The following is an 18,714-nucleotide window of genomic DNA, read 5'->3' on the forward strand; positions in this document are numbered from 1 at the left end:
AATCTGAAGCAGTAGCTAATATTTTGGGCAACTACAGGGAAATATTAATACAATCTTAGTGCTGTTGCATGGAAAAAAACTTGATGTGAAGCTTGTCGTATCTTGAGGGAGGGAAATGCTAGGCAAAATAGGAGTGTAGATGCTATGTTTTTCCACAGCAGATCTAAAGACAACACTGGTGCCGGCTCTGTCAGGCTCGCCTCGTATGCCGTCCTTGGTGTACTGGCAACGGTCTTCTCCTCTTCTGTGCTTCCGCCGGTATTTACTTCAAATACCGCCCGTGCACTGATTAATGCCCCGCTTGTTCCTATAACGACACCGATCAACGGAATCGTCAAAATCTCTGACCAAACCGGCAAGGCGTCAGTCGATAATGATAAGGTCGACAATTCCACGCTCATTGGATTGAAGGTCCAATTGGCCGCACTTGACAACGAATTACTGCAAAAGAACTCTATCGTGGACGATTACAGCGGGCGCATCCTGAATCTTCGCGACGATCTCTCCAAACAGCAGGCAGCGCTGCTTGTGCGCACGAGTGCCGACCTCAAGGCTGCCGAAGCCGCTTTGCAGATGGTGACCTATTCGACACGGATCGCAAAATCCGATGCACAGAGGAAATTGCGGCTGATCGCGCGGGGAGTAGCCGCAGGCAATGCCGATGAGGTTTCGGACACGATCCACCTGGAAGAGACCAAGCTCCAGGCAGCGCAGCTTGCCGTCGACAAATTAAATGAAGAGTTGAACTTTGCGCGCGACGGGGTTTATGTCGGCTCGGATCTCCAATCCCTGCAAAACCTGCAGCAGGAAATAAGATCCCGCTCGGCTGATCTGCTTCAGATCAAGACTCAAATGACCACGATGCGGTCCCGCAGGAGTGAACTTCAAACGCTTGTTTTGGCCGAGGGCTCGCGTATCGAAAGACTGACACATGCCGATCTTTCCATCCCGGCGGGCACCGAACTCTTCAAGCCAATCGCTGCCACCGGCCGGGAAGTCGTCGCCGGCGATACTCTGGCGGAAGCGCTCGACTGCCGCGATGCATTTGTTGTGGCAATCTTTTCCGAGCGGCAGGCGCAAGCGCTTGCCGTAGGCTCAAAGGTCAAGGTCAATGCTGAACATTGGTCCGCTGAGGCGGACGGCACTGTGTTGCGACTGATACCAAGGACGACTGATCGCGTCGATCTGGATTACGCAGTGCCCTTCCCGCCAACGGAGCGGCGTGAACTGTATGCTTATATCCGTCTGGAACAGACTTGGCAGTCGAGCCTTTCCACGAATGGTGTCTGCCCGGTCGGCACATGGGTCAACGTCAGCCTCCCGCAGCCGTGGCTGGAAAAGACGCGCGGCTATGCTGGAGAAGCGGCGACGTCGCTGGCAAGCTTTGCAGTCACATCCGCGCACAGTGTTCCGGCAGCCGGGTGGATGACCTGGAATCTGATTGCAAGTTCCAGCGATCGACTTCTTGAAGCATTCGGCTACGGGTCGCGGCAAGCTCATCCGGCGGATGATCTGGCTAACTCAACAGTCACCTCGCCAGGTCGAACCGATCGCCATGCGCCGGTGGCATTTGACACGTCCTTGAACCCGAGACGGGCTCGTTCCTGACACACGTGCGGACGTTTTTCTATCCGCGCACGCATCGCACCAATCGATGGTCTCAGGAGGGTTGCATGTACTTCAATTCCGATGGCGACGTGCAGACGGTTCTTTGGTTCGATCTAGCGATTGCTGCCTGTGCGATACTGTTCGCATTTGTCGCAGACCCCAAGAGATCGTTCGATCGATTTGCGTTTGGCATAATCATGTTGATGTCTCTTGGAACATATATTGTATGGCGTGCCTTGGATACACTTCCACCGTTGGACCTGTCATTCGAATCCATATGGAACTACATCTATTTTGCGTTCGAGCTGATCTCGGTGCTTTATGCCATCGGATCCGTATTGATCCTAATGAGATCAACTGACTGGTCATCCTTGGCAGATCGTGCCGCACTCGAGTGCATGTCCTCCGAAAACCCGCCTTTGGTCGACATTTTCATTTGCACCTACAATGAGCCTATCAATGTGCTTGAGAAGTCCATAATTTCCGCGCAGTCGATGAAGTATCCACGATTGCGCGTCTTTGTATGCGATGATACCAGAAGAGCCTTCGTCCGGCAGTATTGCGAGATGGTGGGCGTCTACTATCTTACGCGCTCAGACAATTTGCATGCGAAAGCCGGCAATCTAAACAATGCGCTTTACCATACCAACGACCTTCCCGAACTATCCGAGTTCATCATGGTCCTCGATGCGGATTTTGCCCCGCAAGCAGATTTCCTAAACCGGGTTATCGGCCTTTTCGCTGATTCCAAGATAGCTGTCGTCCAGACACCGCAATTCTATTTCAATAGCGATCCGATACAGCACAACCTCGGCATCAGCGGCTCGTTTGTGGACGATCAACGTATTTTTTTCGACGTCTTTCAGCCTGCGAAGGACGCCGTCGGCTGCGCCTTTTGCGTCGGTACGAGTTTCGTCGTCCGCCGCGCTGCGGTAAACGAGATCGGCGGCTTTCCTCATGATGCGCTTTCGGAAGACATGCTGCTGACATACCGCCTCATGGAACGTGGCTATGTCACGAGATGGCTCAATGAAAAGTTGAGCGTTGGCCTTTCAGCCGAAGGCTTATCGGAATATATGACCCAGCGAACGCGTTGGTGCCTCGGTACGATACAAATCGGTCTTTTGCGCGATGGCCCTCTCTGGCGCGGCAACTTCACCATTGTCCAAAGACTGCATTATCTGCACGGCCTTTTCTGCTGGCTATCTAAACCATTCATTCTATGCCTGCTGCTTGCTCCTTCGATCTACTGGTTGACCGGCATCCCCGCCTTGCAGGCGGATGAGCTTATGTTCATGAAGCTCGGCCTGTCGTCTCTCGCCCTGTTCTGGGTCTACTCTTCCTGGATATCGGAGAAACGCACGCTCCCTCTGTTCACGGAGGTAACCCACGCACTGACCGCCGTACCAATTACGATCACGCTCTTTCAAGCCATACGCAAACCGTTCGGACGCCCGTTCAAGGTCACGGAGAAAGGGGGCGATAGATCCCAAATCCGGATACACGGCCCGACGGCGTCGTTCTTTGCATTGGTTGCGGCCGCGTCAGCCATTTCGGTGGTGGTCGTCGTCTACGGATGGGACGCGCCCGTCGAATTCTCCGCACGAGACTGCCTCAACCTCATTTGGTCAGCCGTGGCGATGATCATCGCGTTTACCAGTCTGTTATGCTGCATCGAACTGCCGCGCATGGACCAGGAGGAACTGATTGCAATCGGGCTAAACGGCCAGCTGAACTGCGGTGGCGAAACGGCACCTGCCCGCATCGTCGGGCTTTCCACGCAAAGTGCCTTGTTGGCAGCTCTTCCAAGCTGCCACTCGGTCGTTCCTAACGCGCTTTTCGTCCCTGAAGTCGGCTGGGTCCGCATTCATCCGGATCAATTAACGGTTGCAGCGAGAAAACTGAGGCTGGATCCCTCGGAAGATCAACATCGCGGCATCCTTAGACTGATATTCCGAAACGCGCCCAAAAACGTTGCCGAGAAAGGTGATTTGCGCAGGTCGATGCAAGCGCTGCTCGCCAGAGCCTTCAGTTAATGGCGATCCATGACAATGCCAACAATCCATCACGCGATTGCTGTTCGAGTACGGGTCCTTTGGTCCCTTGTACTTGGAATCTTGTGTTTGATCGCCATGAACGGCGAGGCGTTCGGCCTCGAGCGATCAGCGCTCGGGCTGAAGCTCTGCGAAGGGTTGTCGAAAAAGGTGAACGGTGAGGCGGGCTCGCCGTTTGTCGTCCAAAGCTTTTACCAGGCGGACAAAGGAACACGTCTCGATCCGATGCTTCGCAACGCTGGATTTACCTACGACAATGCGCTGGCCGCAATCGCCCTTTTTGCCTGTGGTGAAAACGAGAAGGCGACCCAAGTGGCAGATGCTCTTGTGCTCGCGGTCTATCGTGACCGCACCTACCGCGATGGCCGGGTGCGCAACGCTTATCGGTCTGGCACCGTCACGATCGGCAAGGAGGCCATTTTGCTGCCCGGGTTCTGGGATGCTGCCAGCAACTCATGGATCGAGGACGACTATCAGGTTGGAAGTGCGACGGGAAACGTCGCCTGGGCTGCGTTGGCGCTGCTGACCGCTTACGACCGAATTGGTGATCAGCGGTATCTCGATGCTGCCGCCAGGGTCATGCGCTGGATCGACCTCAACGCAGCTGCGACAAGCGGCCCAGGTTATACCGGTGGTGTGTTTGGCAACGAAACATCCCAGCAAAAACTGGAGTGGAAGTCGACCGAACAGAACCTCGATGTCTATGCCGCAGCCGACTGGTTGACCAGGAGCGGCGCGGTAGGCGATTGGCAGAGGATGCGAGATTTGGCAGGCGGATTTCTGGACGACATGTGGGATGCGAACGTAGGTTTTTTCCATGTCGGCAGCCTTCCCGGAAGCAATGCACCTAATCTAAACCAGTCCGGAATCGACGCGGAATTATGGCCCGTTATCGCTATCCCTGAATTCCGTGGCCGGACTGAAAAGATCTTTGATTGGATTGATCGTCGTTACCAGGTAGCGGGCGGCTACGACTTCAATGAAGATAGGGACGGCGTATGGCTTGAAGGCACGGCCCAAGCGGCTCTGGTATTCCATCTAGCCGGCAGAGAGGTGCGCGCGGAGACACTCTTCGCTACAATTGCATCGCAGATCGGACCCGACGGCTTGGTATACGCAACCGTCGGCCCTGAGCTGTCGACCGGCTTGAAGGTCGGTCCGGACCAAACGTCTGCCGACTTCAAATATTACCACCTACCTCATATCGGAGCGACGGCCTGGGCTATTCTGGCATCCCATGGATGGAACCCCTTCCTGGGAAAAATTGGCCTACCGTTGAGGAAACATCCATTGACCAGCGACCAGCCTTGAGCGCCTTTCCGGAGGGAACTCGTCGGCATTTCCTTCCATTCAGCGAGTGAAGCGGCTCCGAAAATTCTCCCCATCGACATTCGCAACACCTATTCAAGAATACACAGAGAATCGAGAAAGCGGCGGGCTTATCTGACATCGAGAGGTGAGGTTGCGGCCGCGGAGTCGAACCGCCTATCCCGGCTTATTTTCACCGACGAGCGCACCGGCGCTCTTAGCCGCATCTCCCCTCCACATTCGCGCCTGGGATCAAAAATCTACTACCAGTACGGCAGTTTTCCAGTTGCCAAATAGGACTAAATTCTGTGCACCTTCCGCACTAACCAATCCTCCTTAGGCATTCAATCTCGACCGAACGTTCGTTGTCGCATGCGTCTGATTGATAGGGAGAGGGCCACGGACACTGCACGCCTGGCATTTTCATCACCGCTTGGCGTTCGTAAGCATTGCTGGACCGATACGGAACATACCGGTCGCGTACCCGGTCCGAGGCAGCCATCGCATCCCATCTTCCGCCGAGCCAAGCTCGCTATCATAGTCGAACTGCCTATGCTGCCATACAAATCTTAGCTCTTCGATGGGGGTCAAACATACGACCCGACGATCAGCACAAGGACACGATTGATTTGCGGTTGATTTGCGGTGAACTTTTCGGGCAGCGAGAATCTCGAACTGCTCAGCGATTAACGGTGCGAGCGCCATGCGTGATGCACGATACTGGCTTCCTCAAAGGGTTCACCCCGCTTAAAGTTTATCGAGCGTAAAAGGTACCAAATCGACTTTATCGCATGCCCCATGGCCGACCAAGACCACGTTCATATGGTTCGAATATAGCAAGTATTTTCCCGTCGCCCGATTGAGTGCCTCGTGGTAGTGTTTTTTAGGCGCCGATCCATGATCGACAAGAACCAGTTCGTCCCCTTCGACTTTCAGTTTTTTGAGTTCGCCACCAGGCTCATTCCAGACGTGTTGTTTTGTATCGATCGTGTACTTTCTGGTTGCCGAAAATCTATGCTTTGGCCCTCCCCTCCCCTCTACCTCCTCAAAATTCTCGCGACACTCGACGGTGAAGTAACTCTTGCGGTGAGAAGTCTTGGGGGATTGAGACGCTGCTGTCTTCGAGGGGGCTTTGGGAAAAGAGTCTGGATCGAGAAAAACGATGACGATGTCATTCTGAGCGAGTTCCATTTTGTGTTCAGCCGAATAAATCGGTGAAGCATGGAAGGCAATCGCCGGAAGGGTCCATGTAACAAGCCAAAATGCAGATGAAACCATCCGCGCGCGGATTGAAACGTCTCTCATAGACCGATCCTCTCCAATGAGGATATTAAAGCTCTGCATGTATACTCTCTGGGAAGGCTTCGGAATATACGTCATTAAATCCTACGAGAACTTGATACTTTCCGTTATTAATACTCTTTTCGACTATGTTACCGCATACGAAATTGTAATCCAGAAAGACGTAAGGCTTAATTTTCCTGAAGACCAATAAAAGCAACTAGCCGGCACGCAGCGGCGCGAGCCGGCGCACATCGCCGGTGATCTGTCGCGTTCCTGCCCTCCCTCGGCATCTCAGCGAACAAGCGGTGTGTCCCAGAGATCGCCGAGCAACGTTTTCAGCTCGGAAAAGCGTTTTTCGCCGAGCTCCTCGGCCCATTCTCGCTCGATGTCTTGCAGGATGTCGGCCATCTTCCGGTAGGCAGCGCGCCCGCGGTCGCTGAAGTGGACGCTCCTCCCACCGCCATCGTCGGGCGCGGCGCTTCGAGTGATATAGCCCATCCCTTCCAGCGTCTTCAGCATCGACAACAACGGTCCCGACACCGCCAAAGTGCTCTGCGTGGTGACGCCGGCGGCGATCGGGCCGGAATATTTCCGCGAGGCCTTTGCCGCGCTCAATGCGGCCGTTGATGGTCCGCCCGATCGCGCAAAAATGATCGAAACCATGCTCCGACACGGCCTAACGCCGGCGCCGCCGGTACCGCAAGCTTGACCTCTCCCCAGCGTGAACGTCGAACTGTGACCAACGGCGCCAGCACAGCCTCTGTCTGCCGCACCTTCAGGCTCGCACGGCAGACCCTGCTCGGCTCCAAGACGCGGCGTCGTGCGGGCGCTGCCGTGAAGAATACTTCCCATAATGCATCCTCTTCCCGACGACTAAGGATCAATGATGCACCATCACACTCAGGGACTAAACAGTTCCCAGATCTTCAGCCGCTGCGTCCTGGCGGATGCTAACGAAGTGACTGGCCGATCTTCCAGACGCTGCTCGACGATCGGAAGCGCAAAAGGCCGTTTGTGATGAGGAGAACCGACATATTCGCACTAGCGTTATATTTCTTCAGATATTGCGCTAGTGCCTCTTTCGCCATCAGGCAAGCCCAGACACCGGAAGACTATCGCGGTCTCACCCGACTAATTTATGCTCACGTCAATCCCTACGGCCGGTTCGACCTCAATCTGGACAACCGAATTGATTTCGGCAAAATCGCTGCCCGCGCATCACTGCAATAATGTTCGTTGCAAAAACACGGACGCAGAAGTCCAACTTTTATTGGGACTTTCGCGACAGCACAGGTTCTAAAACGCGTTTCAGGTCGCGCGTGGTATTTATACGGGCAAGATCGTCTTATCGCTTCACTCTTTTTCCGATACCCAACTCTGATGCCCTTGATTCCGCTTTCTTTCGTCGTTGCCCTGCTGCTCCTTGTCCTGTTCGTCACAGTGTTGAGGGCGGGTAACGATAACAATTCGCGTAGCCTCCCTTTCCTTGCGCTGATCCTTTTGAGTTCATTCCAGGCGTTCCTCTCAGGGTTGCGGTGGGGCTACGGCATTCTTGAAGTGATGTATATCGCACCGGTGGGCGCAGCGCTGGTGCCGCCGCTCGTCTATTGCGGCGTAGCAAAGCTGGTGCGAAAAAATGGCTCTTCTCGGCGTCTATCCCTGGGTCTGCACGCAATTCCCGCCATTGCTATTGCTATGGTCTTGCTGATGGCCGAATGGCGGGGCGCAGTTGATGTCCTTCTACCGGCGATCTTCATAGGCTATGCTGGGGCGATCCTGCATCTCATGCGTTCGGGACCAGACGCTTTGAGACGTACCCCGTTCGAAAGTGCGGCTCCGGTCTATCGGGCGCTTGTCTTTGCAGCATTGGCTTTGTTGCTATCGGCGACGCTCGATCTGTTTGTATTTCTCGATTTTTCCTGGACGCAAGGCAGGCACGCCCCTGTCATGGTGACGATCGGCAACCTCATATTGCTGATCATCCTGTCGATCGCTGCTGCTGTCGCGGTCCAGGGTAGCGAGCCCACCGAGGTCGAGACCGTTACCCCGAACATCGACGACGTGGGTGACAAAGAGACACTTGCCGCTATACAGATGCTCATGGAGACAAAGCGTTCGTACCGCGATCCGGACCTCAACCTCGATCGACTGGCACGCAAAGCCATTATTCCAGCGCGGCAAATTTCCACAGCGATCAACCGCGCGACAGGCAAAAACGTCTCGCAATATGTCAACGAGTTTCGTGTTGCGGAGGCATGCCGGCTGCTGACCGAAACGGAAAGGTCCGTAACAGAGGTCATGCTTGAAGTGGGTTTCCAGACCAAATCCAACTTCAATCGCGAATTCCGCCGCGTCACGGACATGACCCCTGTTGAGTGGCGACAAAGCCGCGCAAAGCGGGCCTGAGCGAGCCGTTTTGACGTACAGAATCGTGATTCAGTACGATCTGGATCATGTTTGAGGTCGAGTTAGGGACATGAAGCGAGCTTTGTCGCGACATGAACACGCTCACCGAACACGACCGCAAACTTGCCGAAACGCTCAAGTCCCTGACTCTGGAGCCGCTGGCAGAGGCATCGGAACCAGGCAGAAAGCGCATGCGCTGGGTCACAGGCGTGCTGCTTGTCGCAGCAATTTCCGCCGTCATCATACTCGTCTCGCCGAACTCGTTGAGCGGCATAAAGAACGGACTTCTGGGTCAGCCTGAACCGGCCAAACTGACCCAGGCAATCCCGCTCCACGACAACGCGAACAAGAGTGGCGAGCTGCCGCCAATTTCGAGACCATCTCAACCAGCCGCGCGCGACATTACCGGCTCGGGCTATGTCGTCGCCCCACACTTAACCGCCGTCTTCTCCAAGTATGAGGGCAAGATTACGGGAATAGCTGCCGAAGTCGGCGACCGCGTCAAAGCCGGCCAGATACTCGCCGTCATGGAAGACGCCAGCGCCCGTCTGGCCCTTGAGCAAGCAGAGGCGGCCAAGGTTTCAGCCGGTCTGGTACTTGCTGCCCGGGAAATCACTCTAGCGCAGGCTGCGGCCTCGTTTCGACGTACCGAAACTCTGACGCAGCGCGCTGCAGCGTCCAGAAAAGACCTGGAAGACGCCGAAACGGCCGTGAAGCAGGCCCTAAACAATGTCGAGCAGAGCCGCCAGGACGTTGTTCGAGCGGATATTACAATCCGCGTGGCCCAGGAGCAGGTGGACGAGTTGACCATTCGTGCTCCCTTTGATGGGACCGTGACGCGGCTCAACGCTCATATTGGCGACACCGTTCTGGCTCGCGCTGATAGCGTTCGGGAAAGTCAAAGCCTTCTGGCACTCGCCGATACCACCAGCATGGTGATAGATGCCGATATGGCCGAAACAAATATTTCCCTGCTGCGACCTGGCTTGATTGGCGAGGCGGTGCTCGACGGCTTTCCCGACCGGCCCTTTGGCATCGAAATCCAGCGGGTGGCGCCGATTGCATCGGCCGAAAAGGGCACCATTGGACTTCGGCTCTCACTCATCAACCCGCCCGCCGGCATACGGCCAAACATGGCGGCGCGCATCCGCATCCCTGTCCCTGAATCCCAAGCTCAAATCGGAGAAGCCCAGCCATGAACGATCGTCCTGCGGAAGAGCCATACATCATTCTGAGAGACGTGCGGAAGGGATACAGGATCGGAGGAGAAGATATCCCGATCTTCGCCGATCTCGATCTGGAAATTCCCCGGGGCGATTTCGTTGCCATTATGGGGCCATCTGGATCGGGCAAATCGACACTGCTCAACATGCTGGCCGGCGTCGAAAGCCCCGATGCGGGCGAGATCAACATCGGCCGCTCCAGGCTTGACCGAATGGGGGAGACGGCGCGATCGACATGGCGAGCGCACAATATGGGCATTGTCTTCCAGTTCTATAACCTGCTGCCGATGCTCAATGCAGCAGAGAATGTCGAGCTGCCGCTCCTGCTCAAGCCGATTTCCGCTAAAGAGCGGCGCATTCGCGTCCGCAAGGTTCTTGAGTTGGTCGGCCTCGCTGGGCGTGAGAAACAATATCCGGCGCTGATGTCCGGGGGGCAGCAGCAGCGTGTTGGCATAGCACGCGCAATCGCAGCCGATCCCGATCTGTTGCTCTGCGACGAGCCCACGGGCGATCTCGACCGCAAGTCCGCAGACGATGTTCTCGATATGCTTCGTCTTCTTAACCGGGAGCTTGGAAAGACGATTGTGATGGTGACCCACGATCCACAGGCAGCTCTTCATGCGCGCCGGACCCTGCATCTGGACAAAGGTTGTTTCGCCGAAGAGAAGAGGGCCGTGTGATGAGCTTGCTCCATCTTGCCAAGCGAAACGCCTGGCGAAAGCCGTTGCGTACCCTCCTGTTGATTTCCTGCGTGACGGTCGCCTTCCTGATCTACGGATTGACTGCAAGCTTTCTGAATGGCTCGCAAGGCTCGGCCGGCGCCAGCGACGATCTTCTCGGGGTAATGAATGCGGCAGGACGAACGCAGCCTCTGCCGATGGCCTATATGTCCCGCGTTGCCTCGGAGCCAGGGGTGAAGACGGTCGCCTATATGACACGGATGCGGGGCTACGTGAATGTCGAGAAAAACGCGGTGGCCGTGAGTGCGGCTGATCCCAAGCTGATGGCGAGCGTTAATGGTAAGGAACTGGGGCTGACGCCGGAGCTGGTTTCTGCTCTCAGTAAAACGCGAGACCGGGCGCTGGTCGGTCGGGCACTGGCGGAAGCGCAAGGGTGGTCGGTCGGACAGCGCATAACGGTCACGGCTTTCCAGACAGCACGGAAAGACGGGAGTCGTGACTGGCGGTTCGAAGTTGCGGGTATATTCGAAGGCGAGAGCGCCAGCACGGACACCTATTTCATGCTTGCCAACTACGATTACATCAACGCAGGCCGGGCTCGCGGCGAGGATACGGTGGATGCCTTCATCGTGCGTCCGGCAGACGGCATGTCTCCCGGCGTCCTTGCGGCACGCATCGATGCCCTGTTCGCCAATTCGGCAACCCCGACACGCACACAATCAGAAAAGCAATTCCTGGAAGCGTTCCTGCGCCAATACGCTGACGTCGGGCTGATCATCAATCTGGTCGTAGGCGCAGCCTTTGTGACGTTGCTGATGATCGTCATCAACACCATGGTCTTCGCAGTGCGCGAACGCACCTTTGAGATCGGAGTGCTGAAGACGCTGGGCTTCTCGCCAGGGCAAATCCTTACCCTCGTTCTTGGTGAGACGCTTCTTATTTTCGCAGTCGGCGGCGCTCTTGGTCTCATCCTGGCGAAGATTGCCACCGTTCTGGCCGGACCAGCGCTAGGGCTTGCTTTCTCCACGGCCGTGCTCGCCAGGGCCGTCTCATTCATCGTCGCGCTGGGGCTTGTCACCGGCCTGATACCGGCCGTCAATGCCATGCGCGCACCGATTACTGCAGCCTTCAGAGCGAGATAACCAGATGTCCTCCCAATTTAAACAGACGCTCGTGATGACCAAGGCGAACATCCTGAGCCTGCGGCGCCGATTTGCGATCGCAACTTCCATGGTCCTTTCCGTGGCACTCGTCGTCTGTGTGCTCGCCGGCTTCCTGTCAATGGCAGCGGGATTTGAAAAGGCGCTGAAAAGTGCCGGCTCTCCGACAGTGGCGGTAATCCTGGGTGGCGGCACCAATCAGGAGAATGGTTCCGATGTTCCGGCGGATGTCATCCGGACCATTGAGGCAATGCGAGGCGATATCGGCGTGGCACGCGATACGGTGGGCAACTTCGCAGCGTCGCGCGAAATCGTGGTTCCTGTCGAGGTGCTGAACGGTCAGGCCGAAGCCGCAAAGATGCTGGCTCTACGAGGCATGGACGCAGCAGGTCCTTCCTTGCGCGATGGGATCATTTTGACGGCCGGACGCTTTGTCAGGCCGGGTGCGCGCGAAGTCGTGGTCGGCGAACGGCTAGCCGCGGAATTTCCTGCGTTTGCAATTGGACAACAGATGCGACTCGGTCCGGTGAATTGGACGGTGGTCGGACATTTTTCGTCGGGAGGCAATGCGTTCGAGTCCGAAATATGGGCTGATCTCGATACCGTTCGCTCTGCCTTTGATCGGCTGGGAGAAGTCCAGAGCCTTCGCCTTCGACTTGAAGCGCCTGGCGCAATCGACAAGCTGAAGACGGCTCTGGAGAGCATCTCAACCACCCCTTTGAACGCTGTCACCGAAGCCGACTTATATGCTGCCCAGTCTTCCGGCATGGCAAATCTCATTCGCATGTTCGGATGGCCGCTGGCGCTGCTGATGGCACTCGGTGCAACGGCAGGTGCACTGAATACGATGATGAGTTCGGTGTCTGACCGGACCGTCGAGATCGCCACGGTACGTGCCTTGGGCTTCAGTCGCCTGTCAGCCTTCATCGCAACATGGGCGGAGGCGGTTGCGCTGGCGGCAATCGGCGTGATCTTCGGCCTCGCTGCCTCATGGCTTGCATTCAACGGCTGGCAGGCGAGCACCATCGGTGCGAACAATGCCAGCATGTCTTTCCAACTCACCATAGACGAGAGCGTGCTGCTGACAGCCGGCCTTCTGGGGTTGGCAATTGGTGTTGTGGGGGGTGCCTTCCCCGCCTTTTCAGCCACGCGGCTGCCTTTGACAGCGGCCCTGCGTGCACGAGGATGATAGCTCAATGTCGCGGAGTCCTGACTTTGCAGCCCGGATCGAGCAAGGCTGAAATCGCTCGGCAATTCTCGTCGCAAGACTCGTTGGTCCTGTCGCAAATCGTGCTTTTGGCTACAACGGGACGCCTTCGCGCCAATGTTCATGCTGCAAGGATTTCGAACTGTTCTGCGATCGAGGGACGCGGATTTTAGGCAAACCTCGCCTGCCGTTTGCGCATCATGTGGATCACACTTATTGCCAATGGACCGTGGGCTACCCCTTTAGCGCCGATTCACACGCTGGCGCAGTCGCGGACGACGGCTGTGAGCAATCGTAGAATGAGACTCCAGCATTCGACTACTTCGTCGGTTGTTCCATCTTGGCAGAAAGGAGACTGGCGAATTCCATCGGGAAGGGAAACAGGATCGTCGACGTCTTTTCGTTGGCGATAACGTTTAACGTGCTCAAATAGCGAAGCTGCATTGCCTCTGGTCGCCTGGCCAGGATTTCCGCCGCTTCGAGCAGTTTGGCAGCCGCCTGTTGCTCGCCCTCGGCATTGATGACCTTAGCGCGACGCTCGCGTTCGGCTTCGGCCTGGCGCGCAATTGCGCGGATCATGGATTCGTTGATGTCGACATGCTTGATCTCAACATTGGCGACCTTGATGCCCCAGGCGTCTGTTTGAATGTCGAGGATTTTTTGGATATCTTCATTGAGCCTGTCGCGCTCAGCCAACATCTCGTCGAGGTCGTGCTTGCCAAGCACCGAGCGCAACGTCGTTTGGGCAAGCTGACTTGTCGCCATCATGAAGTCTGCGACCTGGATCGTCGACTTTTCAGGATCGATGACCCTGAAATAGATGACCGCACTGACACGGACCGAGACGTTGTCATGCGAGATGACATCCTGGCTGGGTACGTCGAGTACCCGCGTGCGCAGGTCGACCCGTATCATTTGCTGGACGTAAGGAATGAGCAGGATCAATCCTGGTCCCTTGATACCAGTGAAGCGGCCAAGCGTGAAAACGACGCCGCGCTCGTATTCTCGCAGGATCTTGATCGCCGCGGCGATGATGATCAGCAAAACGATGACGGCCACAAGATATGAGGCGAGATCTGCGAACACACCCATGACTTTTCCTCCTGTTTCCGAAGACCGTTAGGCCTCCTATGAGCGCCGTTTGACTTCCAGCGTCAGCCCGCTTCGCCCGATTACCTTGACATCGTCGCCCGGGCTGAACGTCTCGGTAGACGCTGCCTTCCAGCGCTCGCCATGCGCGATGACGTAACCCGACGTGTCTGTCCAGCTTTCAACCGTGCCCGAGATACCAATCATCTGCTCCGAGCCGGTGACGACTTGCCGCCAGCGCGAGATGAATGCGACACGGGCAATGAGCAGGCTGAAAAGAAGGCTGGCGGCGGCAAGGCTGCCCAATGCGGTCCAGGACACCTGCAGGCCGGGTATTTCAGTATCGAACAGAATGGCTGCGCCGAGCACCAGCGCGACCCCGCCGCCAATGCCGAGTGCGCCGAAGGTTGGAGAGTGTGCCTCAGCCACAGTTAGCCCGATGCCGAGGATGAGCAGTCCGATGCCGGCGTAGCTCACCGGCAACAATGCCAGGGCATAGAGCCCAAGCAGCAGGCAGATGCCGCCGATGGTCCCGGGAACGAATGTTCCCGGGGTGAGAAATTCGAAGATCAGCCCGTAGATGCCGACCATCATGAGGATGAGCGCGATATTCGGATCGGTGATCACGGAAAGCACACGCGTCCGCCAGTCCGGCTCGAATTCCTCGACGGCAAGACCCGCCGTATCGAGCTGCACATCCGTCTGGCCAACCCGAACCGTGCGCCCCTGCGCCTGCTTGAGAAGATCCTCGATCGTCGCTGCGGTGAAATCGACTACGTGCTCGTGCACGGCAGCGCTCGATGAAAGGCTTGCAGCTTCGCGCACGGCCCGTTCTGCCCAGTCGGCGTTGCGATTGCGCAACTCGGCAAGGCCGCGAATATAGGCCACCGCATCGTTGACCGCCTTCGCTTCGCCTGGATCGCGGGGAGACTGCCCTCGCGTGCTATCCGGAGCATTCGAGGTGCCTTTGTCGGGTTCCGCGCCGCCACCGAAAGGTCCGCCGGTGATTGCAATCGGAGTTGCCGCGCCGAGATTGGTGCCAGGCGCCATCGCCGCGATATGGCAGGCGTAAAGAATATAGGTGCCGGCGCTGGCGGCCCTTGCCCCGCTCGGTGCGACAAATCCCGCCACAGGCACGCGCGAGGCGAGGATTGCCCGGATAATGTCTCGCATCGACGTGTCGAGACCGCCTGGAGTATCGATCTGCAGCACGACCAGGCCCACGCCGCGTTCGCCGGCCCGTTCAAGGCCGCGACTCACATAGTCGGCCATTGCCGGGCCGATGGCGCCATTGATCTTCACAACGATAGCCACGCGCTCCACCGCCTGGGTCGGCAAGGCGGTCAGGCCTAATGCGGATACCAAAGCCAGCACCAAAGCGAGAACGGACGACATGCGACGCCAAGGTCTCAAGTGCGGCGCTATAGATCGCTGAATATCCATGTTCTATAATATATGGTGGCGTAGCCAAACTGTAAGGCGAGAAACCCTCCTGCATTCACACAACATCGAGAAATAGTGCCAGCAACGGCCGCTTGACGAAACCAAGCGCGCCCTGGTTCGCGAACCGATCCAGCAAATTGAGAAAGCGCCAGGGGAGATTGGTTCAGGCCGCCCTAGGGAGACTGTCGGCGAGGCGGCCGTGCTCGGGGCGACTTATGTCGACACATGTCGTTAGAGACGGCATTGGTGCACCGATCGTTTAGCGGTTATGCTTTACGGAGCGGCGATCGAAGCAACGCCCAGTCACCGCTATGCCTTTCAAACACGATACTGTCCGCCGTCATCATGTCGGCAAGATGAAGTTCAAGGTGACGAATTGGGCGGAGTATGAGGCTGACCTTCGCCGGCGAGGCAGCCTGACGCTGTGGATGAGCGCGGAAGCTTTGTCGCAGTGACAGGCGCCGAAGCGCGCGACCCGCCGCGGCCAACCGCGCTATTCCGATCAGGGCATCGAGACTGCTCTAACGCTGGGCGTGGTGTCCGGCCTGCGGCTGCGTCAGACAGATGGCTTGCTGGCATCGGTGCTGGGTCTGATGGAATTGGACCTTGCCGTACCCGATCACACGACGCTGAGCCGACGGGCACGGACAGGTCGATTGTCTGAGAGAAGGCGACGGCGCTCTATTTCCGCAGAAGAAGGACCTGTGCACGTCCTCCTCGACAGTACCGGGCTCGAGATCTACGGCGCTGGCCAGTGGCTGGAAGAAAAGCATGGTGCCAGGTCGCGTCGCAGTTGGCGCAAACTGCATCTGGCGCTGGATGCCGACAGCGGCGAGATCATCGCTCACGTCATGACAGACCAGGATACCGGCGACGCCTCACGGATGGAGCCACTACTGGACCAGATCGACAGTCCGATCAGCCAATTCACCACCGATTGTGCCCATGATGGCAAACCAACCTACGACGCCGTCACCAACCACAGCGCTGGCGCCATGGTCGTCATTCCACCATGCAGCATCGCGGTAGAAGGACCGGCCACCGACGCCTCCAGCCAACAAGACCGACACATCGCGACGGTGCGCATTCTCTCAATAGCTACACTTACCGCTCGACCTCGCATCGGCCGTAGAGTGATCTCAGTTTAGCTCGTTGGGCATTCGACATGCTCTGGGAAAAGTCGCTCAATGCCCAAAACATTGCGATCCTTTCCAGCTGGGTCGGATTTACCATTCCGCATCGAAACAAGTCGACCAGCGCGGCAGCAAAACCCTCTCGGCTGTATTGAGTATCATCGAACCAGCTCTGCGTCGTAGCAAAGTCAAATACTCGCTTTATGACTTCGAGCTCGCTTTGCGACAAATCGCCTTGTGCGTGGCGTTTCAACCTTTCCATCATCTTCCCCGTGGCGAGAATGCTGGCAACCCCGTGCGAATGCACACTTGAGAGCATCGGGAACTCGACCTCTAGAACCGAAAGAAGAGCAGCTTGTGCTGCCTTTATAAGAGACGCCACTTGCGGTGTGTCGAGCTCACTGGCGACATCACCGGCATCGTGCATCACTCTGACAAGCGCCAAGATCTCGCCCTGACGTTCCTGTTCTTCAAAATTGGTCACCCTGAAAAGCTCAACAAACTAATTTGATAGGGAGAGATTGACACATTTCGATTGATGAGTTGCGTTGCAAAAGCGTTACGCACGCAACACCTGCATTAAAGAACAGCTACATGCGGTAAAATTGCGGGAAGAGCTTGCACCACAGGGGCGTCATATTGGAAGACCAGTCCATCGCGCGCCCAAAATAATGGTCCGCCATCGCCGACTGAAAGGTGGCCAGGTCTTCGTCGAGGCGAACTTGCAGAGGCCCTGGATATTTCCCGGACCTCTTTGCGCGAAGCCCTGCAACGGTTGGAAGGCAAGGGCTCGGTGTGTAAGGCAGATGGCCGCAACTACGTTGTTCGCCACGTCGATATCGGCGAATATTTACAAAGCCTGCGATTAAGACTTTTAGTCGAGCCCGAAGCAGCCGTGTTGGCAATCCCTAACATCCCGCGACGACAAATGATTGTCGTCAGGCGTGATATCCACGATCTTCTCGGTGCGACGGCCTACTAAACCGATGCTCATTGGATATCGGATGATAGTCTGCACAACCTCGTCATAGACCACTGCGCCAATGCGGTCATGGCGAAGGTTTAGCGCGAGAGCAATTGGAATGATAGCTCTAGAAGAGCCCAGCCTGTCTAAGCGAGTAATTTTGCCACCCGTCTCAGCGCACAATACATCGTCTTTGGTGGACTCGACCTCTCGGACCCGTCATTCCATCGAAACGACGAGACCTCCGATGAGGCGATAGCGCCTGCACCAAGCTCCGCCACAGGAGACGCCAGGGAATCCGGTCCCCGGCTATTGCTCAGGGTGACTTCAATCTTCGCCTTCAAGAGATGGCGAGCGAAAACATGGGCGACGTTTGCTGCACCAATGATGCCAATACTCATAATCTTTCAGTCCTTTGATTGCTCTGAATCGACGTCAGCAGCACGATGCCGGTTCTTGCCGGTTGTTCGGCATGGACAACGGCGTCAGTGATCTGGGTGAGGTCATATTCGGCAGCGACGGGAAACAGATCCGGTGTGGTGCGCGCCAATTCTATCGCCGTCCTGATATCCGCAGTCCGGACAGCCTCCGGCAAACCGGCCCAACGTCCGACCGAGACACCTTTCATGGTCAGACCGCGCGCGGGAAAGGAGAGCGGTGGGATGCTGATGGGTTGGCCGGACAGGTCGCCATAACCGATGAACGAACCGCCATCGGCAAGCAACGCGATGAGGTCGCTGGCGAGAACACCGCCGACCGGATCGAGCACCGCGCGTACCGGCTTTCCCGCAGCGGCGGAACGAACCCGATCGCGCCAATCGTGATCTTCCGTCGTCACGATGGCGGCATCCGGGAAGGACGACCGCAGGGAAACCGCGCTTGCGTGCGTTCGAACGACGCCGACAACGGACAGCCCCTTGCGCAGCGCCAAGGTCATCGCAAGCTTGGCGACCGCCGATCCGGCGGCGGCCACCGTGCGCTGTTCGTCTGTCGAAAGCTCCTCGGTCGGAATCTTCTCGGGAAAAACGAACGGCCAGTTCAGATGAATGCCCGCGAGCCCTGCGGGCCTCATGCGGCCGAGGACCGTAGTAACTCCCGCGCCCCAATCGCCGCCTTGCGCCACCCATTTCGAATAGCCGAGCCGATGCATGAGCG

Annotated in this window: 15 protein-coding genes and 2 pseudogenes; 10 read left to right on the top strand and 7 right to left on the bottom strand. The window is 56.9% G+C overall.

From position 1 onward, the window contains the following. The first annotated feature begins 144 nt into the window (after positions 1–144). The 3 genes from GA0061102_RS21155 (at position 145) to GA0061102_RS21165 (ending at position 4,973) form a co-directional block, all read left to right on the top strand. Positions 145–1,608: an HlyD family secretion protein gene (locus GA0061102_RS21155; protein WP_245298094.1), complete on the top strand. Its 1,464-nt coding sequence runs from the start codon at positions 145–147 to the stop codon at positions 1,606–1,608. 65 nt (positions 1,609–1,673) lie between these two features. Next, complete coding sequence (locus GA0061102_RS21160; protein WP_092852905.1) at positions 1,674–3,644, top strand: glycosyltransferase family 2 protein; 1,971 nt, start codon at positions 1,674–1,676, stop codon at positions 3,642–3,644. A 96-nt stretch (positions 3,645–3,740) separates the two neighbouring features. Continuing rightward, positions 3,741–4,973, top strand: a complete 1,233-nt coding sequence (locus GA0061102_RS21165; protein ID WP_245298098.1) for a hypothetical protein — start codon at positions 3,741–3,743, stop codon at positions 4,971–4,973. A gap of 744 nt (positions 4,974–5,717) precedes the next feature. Here GA0061102_RS21165 and GA0061102_RS21175 read toward each other — a convergent pair. Then, entirely contained in the window at positions 5,718–6,275 is a 558-nt protein-coding gene (locus tag GA0061102_RS21175) for a hypothetical protein (protein ID WP_092852911.1), read from the bottom strand. A gap of 270 nt (positions 6,276–6,545) precedes the next feature. Then, positions 6,546–6,917, bottom strand: coding sequence for a MarR family winged helix-turn-helix transcriptional regulator (locus tag GA0061102_RS32970; protein WP_159432192.1), 372 nt, complete (start codon positions 6,915–6,917; stop codon positions 6,546–6,548). Positions 6,918–7,634: 717 nt separating this feature from the next. On the opposite strand from GA0061102_RS32970, the gene GA0061102_RS21195 reads away from it, so the two are divergent. The 5 genes from GA0061102_RS21195 (at position 7,635) to GA0061102_RS21215 (ending at position 12,912) form a co-directional block, all read left to right on the top strand. After that, positions 7,635–8,660 (top strand): helix-turn-helix domain-containing protein, encoded by a 1,026-nt coding sequence (locus GA0061102_RS21195; RefSeq protein ID WP_092852917.1) that lies wholly within the window; start codon positions 7,635–7,637, stop codon positions 8,658–8,660. Between the two features lie 209 nt (positions 8,661–8,869). After that, a complete protein-coding gene (locus tag GA0061102_RS21200; RefSeq protein WP_245298095.1) occupies positions 8,870–9,859 on the top strand; it encodes an efflux RND transporter periplasmic adaptor subunit in 990 nt (329 codons plus the stop codon). Beyond that, entirely contained in the window at positions 9,856–10,563 is a 708-nt protein-coding gene (locus GA0061102_RS21205; RefSeq protein WP_092852921.1) for an ABC transporter ATP-binding protein, read from the top strand. The genes GA0061102_RS21200 and GA0061102_RS21205 overlap by 4 nt, the downstream gene beginning before the upstream one ends. Next, complete coding sequence (locus tag GA0061102_RS21210; RefSeq protein WP_092852923.1) at positions 10,563–11,705, top strand: ABC transporter permease; 1,143 nt, start codon at positions 10,563–10,565, stop codon at positions 11,703–11,705. The genes GA0061102_RS21205 and GA0061102_RS21210 overlap by 1 nt, the downstream gene beginning before the upstream one ends. Before the next feature lie 4 nt (positions 11,706–11,709). Further along, positions 11,710–12,912 (top strand): ABC transporter permease, encoded by a 1,203-nt coding sequence (locus GA0061102_RS21215; protein ID WP_092852925.1) that lies wholly within the window; start codon positions 11,710–11,712, stop codon positions 12,910–12,912. A gap of 336 nt (positions 12,913–13,248) precedes the next feature. Here the strand turns inward: GA0061102_RS21215 and GA0061102_RS21220 are convergent, their stop codons facing one another. Both GA0061102_RS21220 and GA0061102_RS21225 read right to left on the bottom strand, forming a co-directional pair. After that, positions 13,249–14,022 carry a slipin family protein gene (locus GA0061102_RS21220; protein WP_092852927.1) on the bottom strand — a complete coding sequence of 258 codons (774 nt, stop codon included), beginning with the start codon at positions 14,020–14,022 and terminating at the stop codon, positions 13,249–13,251. Between the two features lie 36 nt (positions 14,023–14,058). Beyond that, positions 14,059–15,414: an NfeD family protein gene (locus GA0061102_RS21225; RefSeq protein ID WP_092852929.1), complete on the bottom strand. Its 1,356-nt coding sequence runs from the start codon at positions 15,412–15,414 to the stop codon at positions 14,059–14,061. A 359-nt stretch (positions 15,415–15,773) separates the two neighbouring features. Here GA0061102_RS21225 and GA0061102_RS21230 point away from each other — a divergent pair. Next, positions 15,774–16,550 (top strand): annotated as a pseudogene (locus GA0061102_RS21230) (IS5 family transposase); the annotation flags it as partial. Positions 16,551–16,566: 16 nt separating this feature from the next. Here the strand turns inward: GA0061102_RS21230 and GA0061102_RS33600 are convergent. Beyond that, on the bottom strand, positions 16,567–17,079 hold the full coding sequence (locus GA0061102_RS33600) for a hypothetical protein (RefSeq protein ID WP_245298096.1): 513 nt from the start codon (positions 17,077–17,079) through the stop codon (positions 16,567–16,569). Positions 17,080–17,200: 121 nt separating this feature from the next. Between GA0061102_RS33600 and GA0061102_RS21240 the strand changes: the two are divergent. Continuing rightward, positions 17,201–17,658, top strand: a pseudogene (locus GA0061102_RS21240) (GntR family transcriptional regulator); the annotation flags it as partial. Between the two features lie 47 nt (positions 17,659–17,705). Here GA0061102_RS21240 and GA0061102_RS21245 read toward each other — a convergent pair. Both GA0061102_RS21245 and GA0061102_RS33605 read right to left on the bottom strand, forming a co-directional pair. Continuing rightward, entirely contained in the window at positions 17,706–17,960 is a 255-nt protein-coding gene (locus GA0061102_RS21245) for an NAD(P)-binding domain-containing protein (RefSeq protein ID WP_245298097.1), read from the bottom strand. Then, positions 17,957–18,709: a zinc-binding dehydrogenase gene (locus tag GA0061102_RS33605; RefSeq protein WP_425348552.1), complete on the bottom strand. Its 753-nt coding sequence runs from the start codon at positions 18,707–18,709 to the stop codon at positions 17,957–17,959. The genes GA0061102_RS21245 and GA0061102_RS33605 overlap by 4 nt, the downstream gene beginning before the upstream one ends. Positions 18,710–18,714: the final 5 nt, after the last annotated feature.

This window comes from Martinezella miluonensis, assembly GCF_900094545.1.
In the GTDB taxonomy this organism is placed as follows: domain Bacteria; phylum Pseudomonadota; class Alphaproteobacteria; order Rhizobiales; family Rhizobiaceae; genus Rhizobium; species Rhizobium miluonense.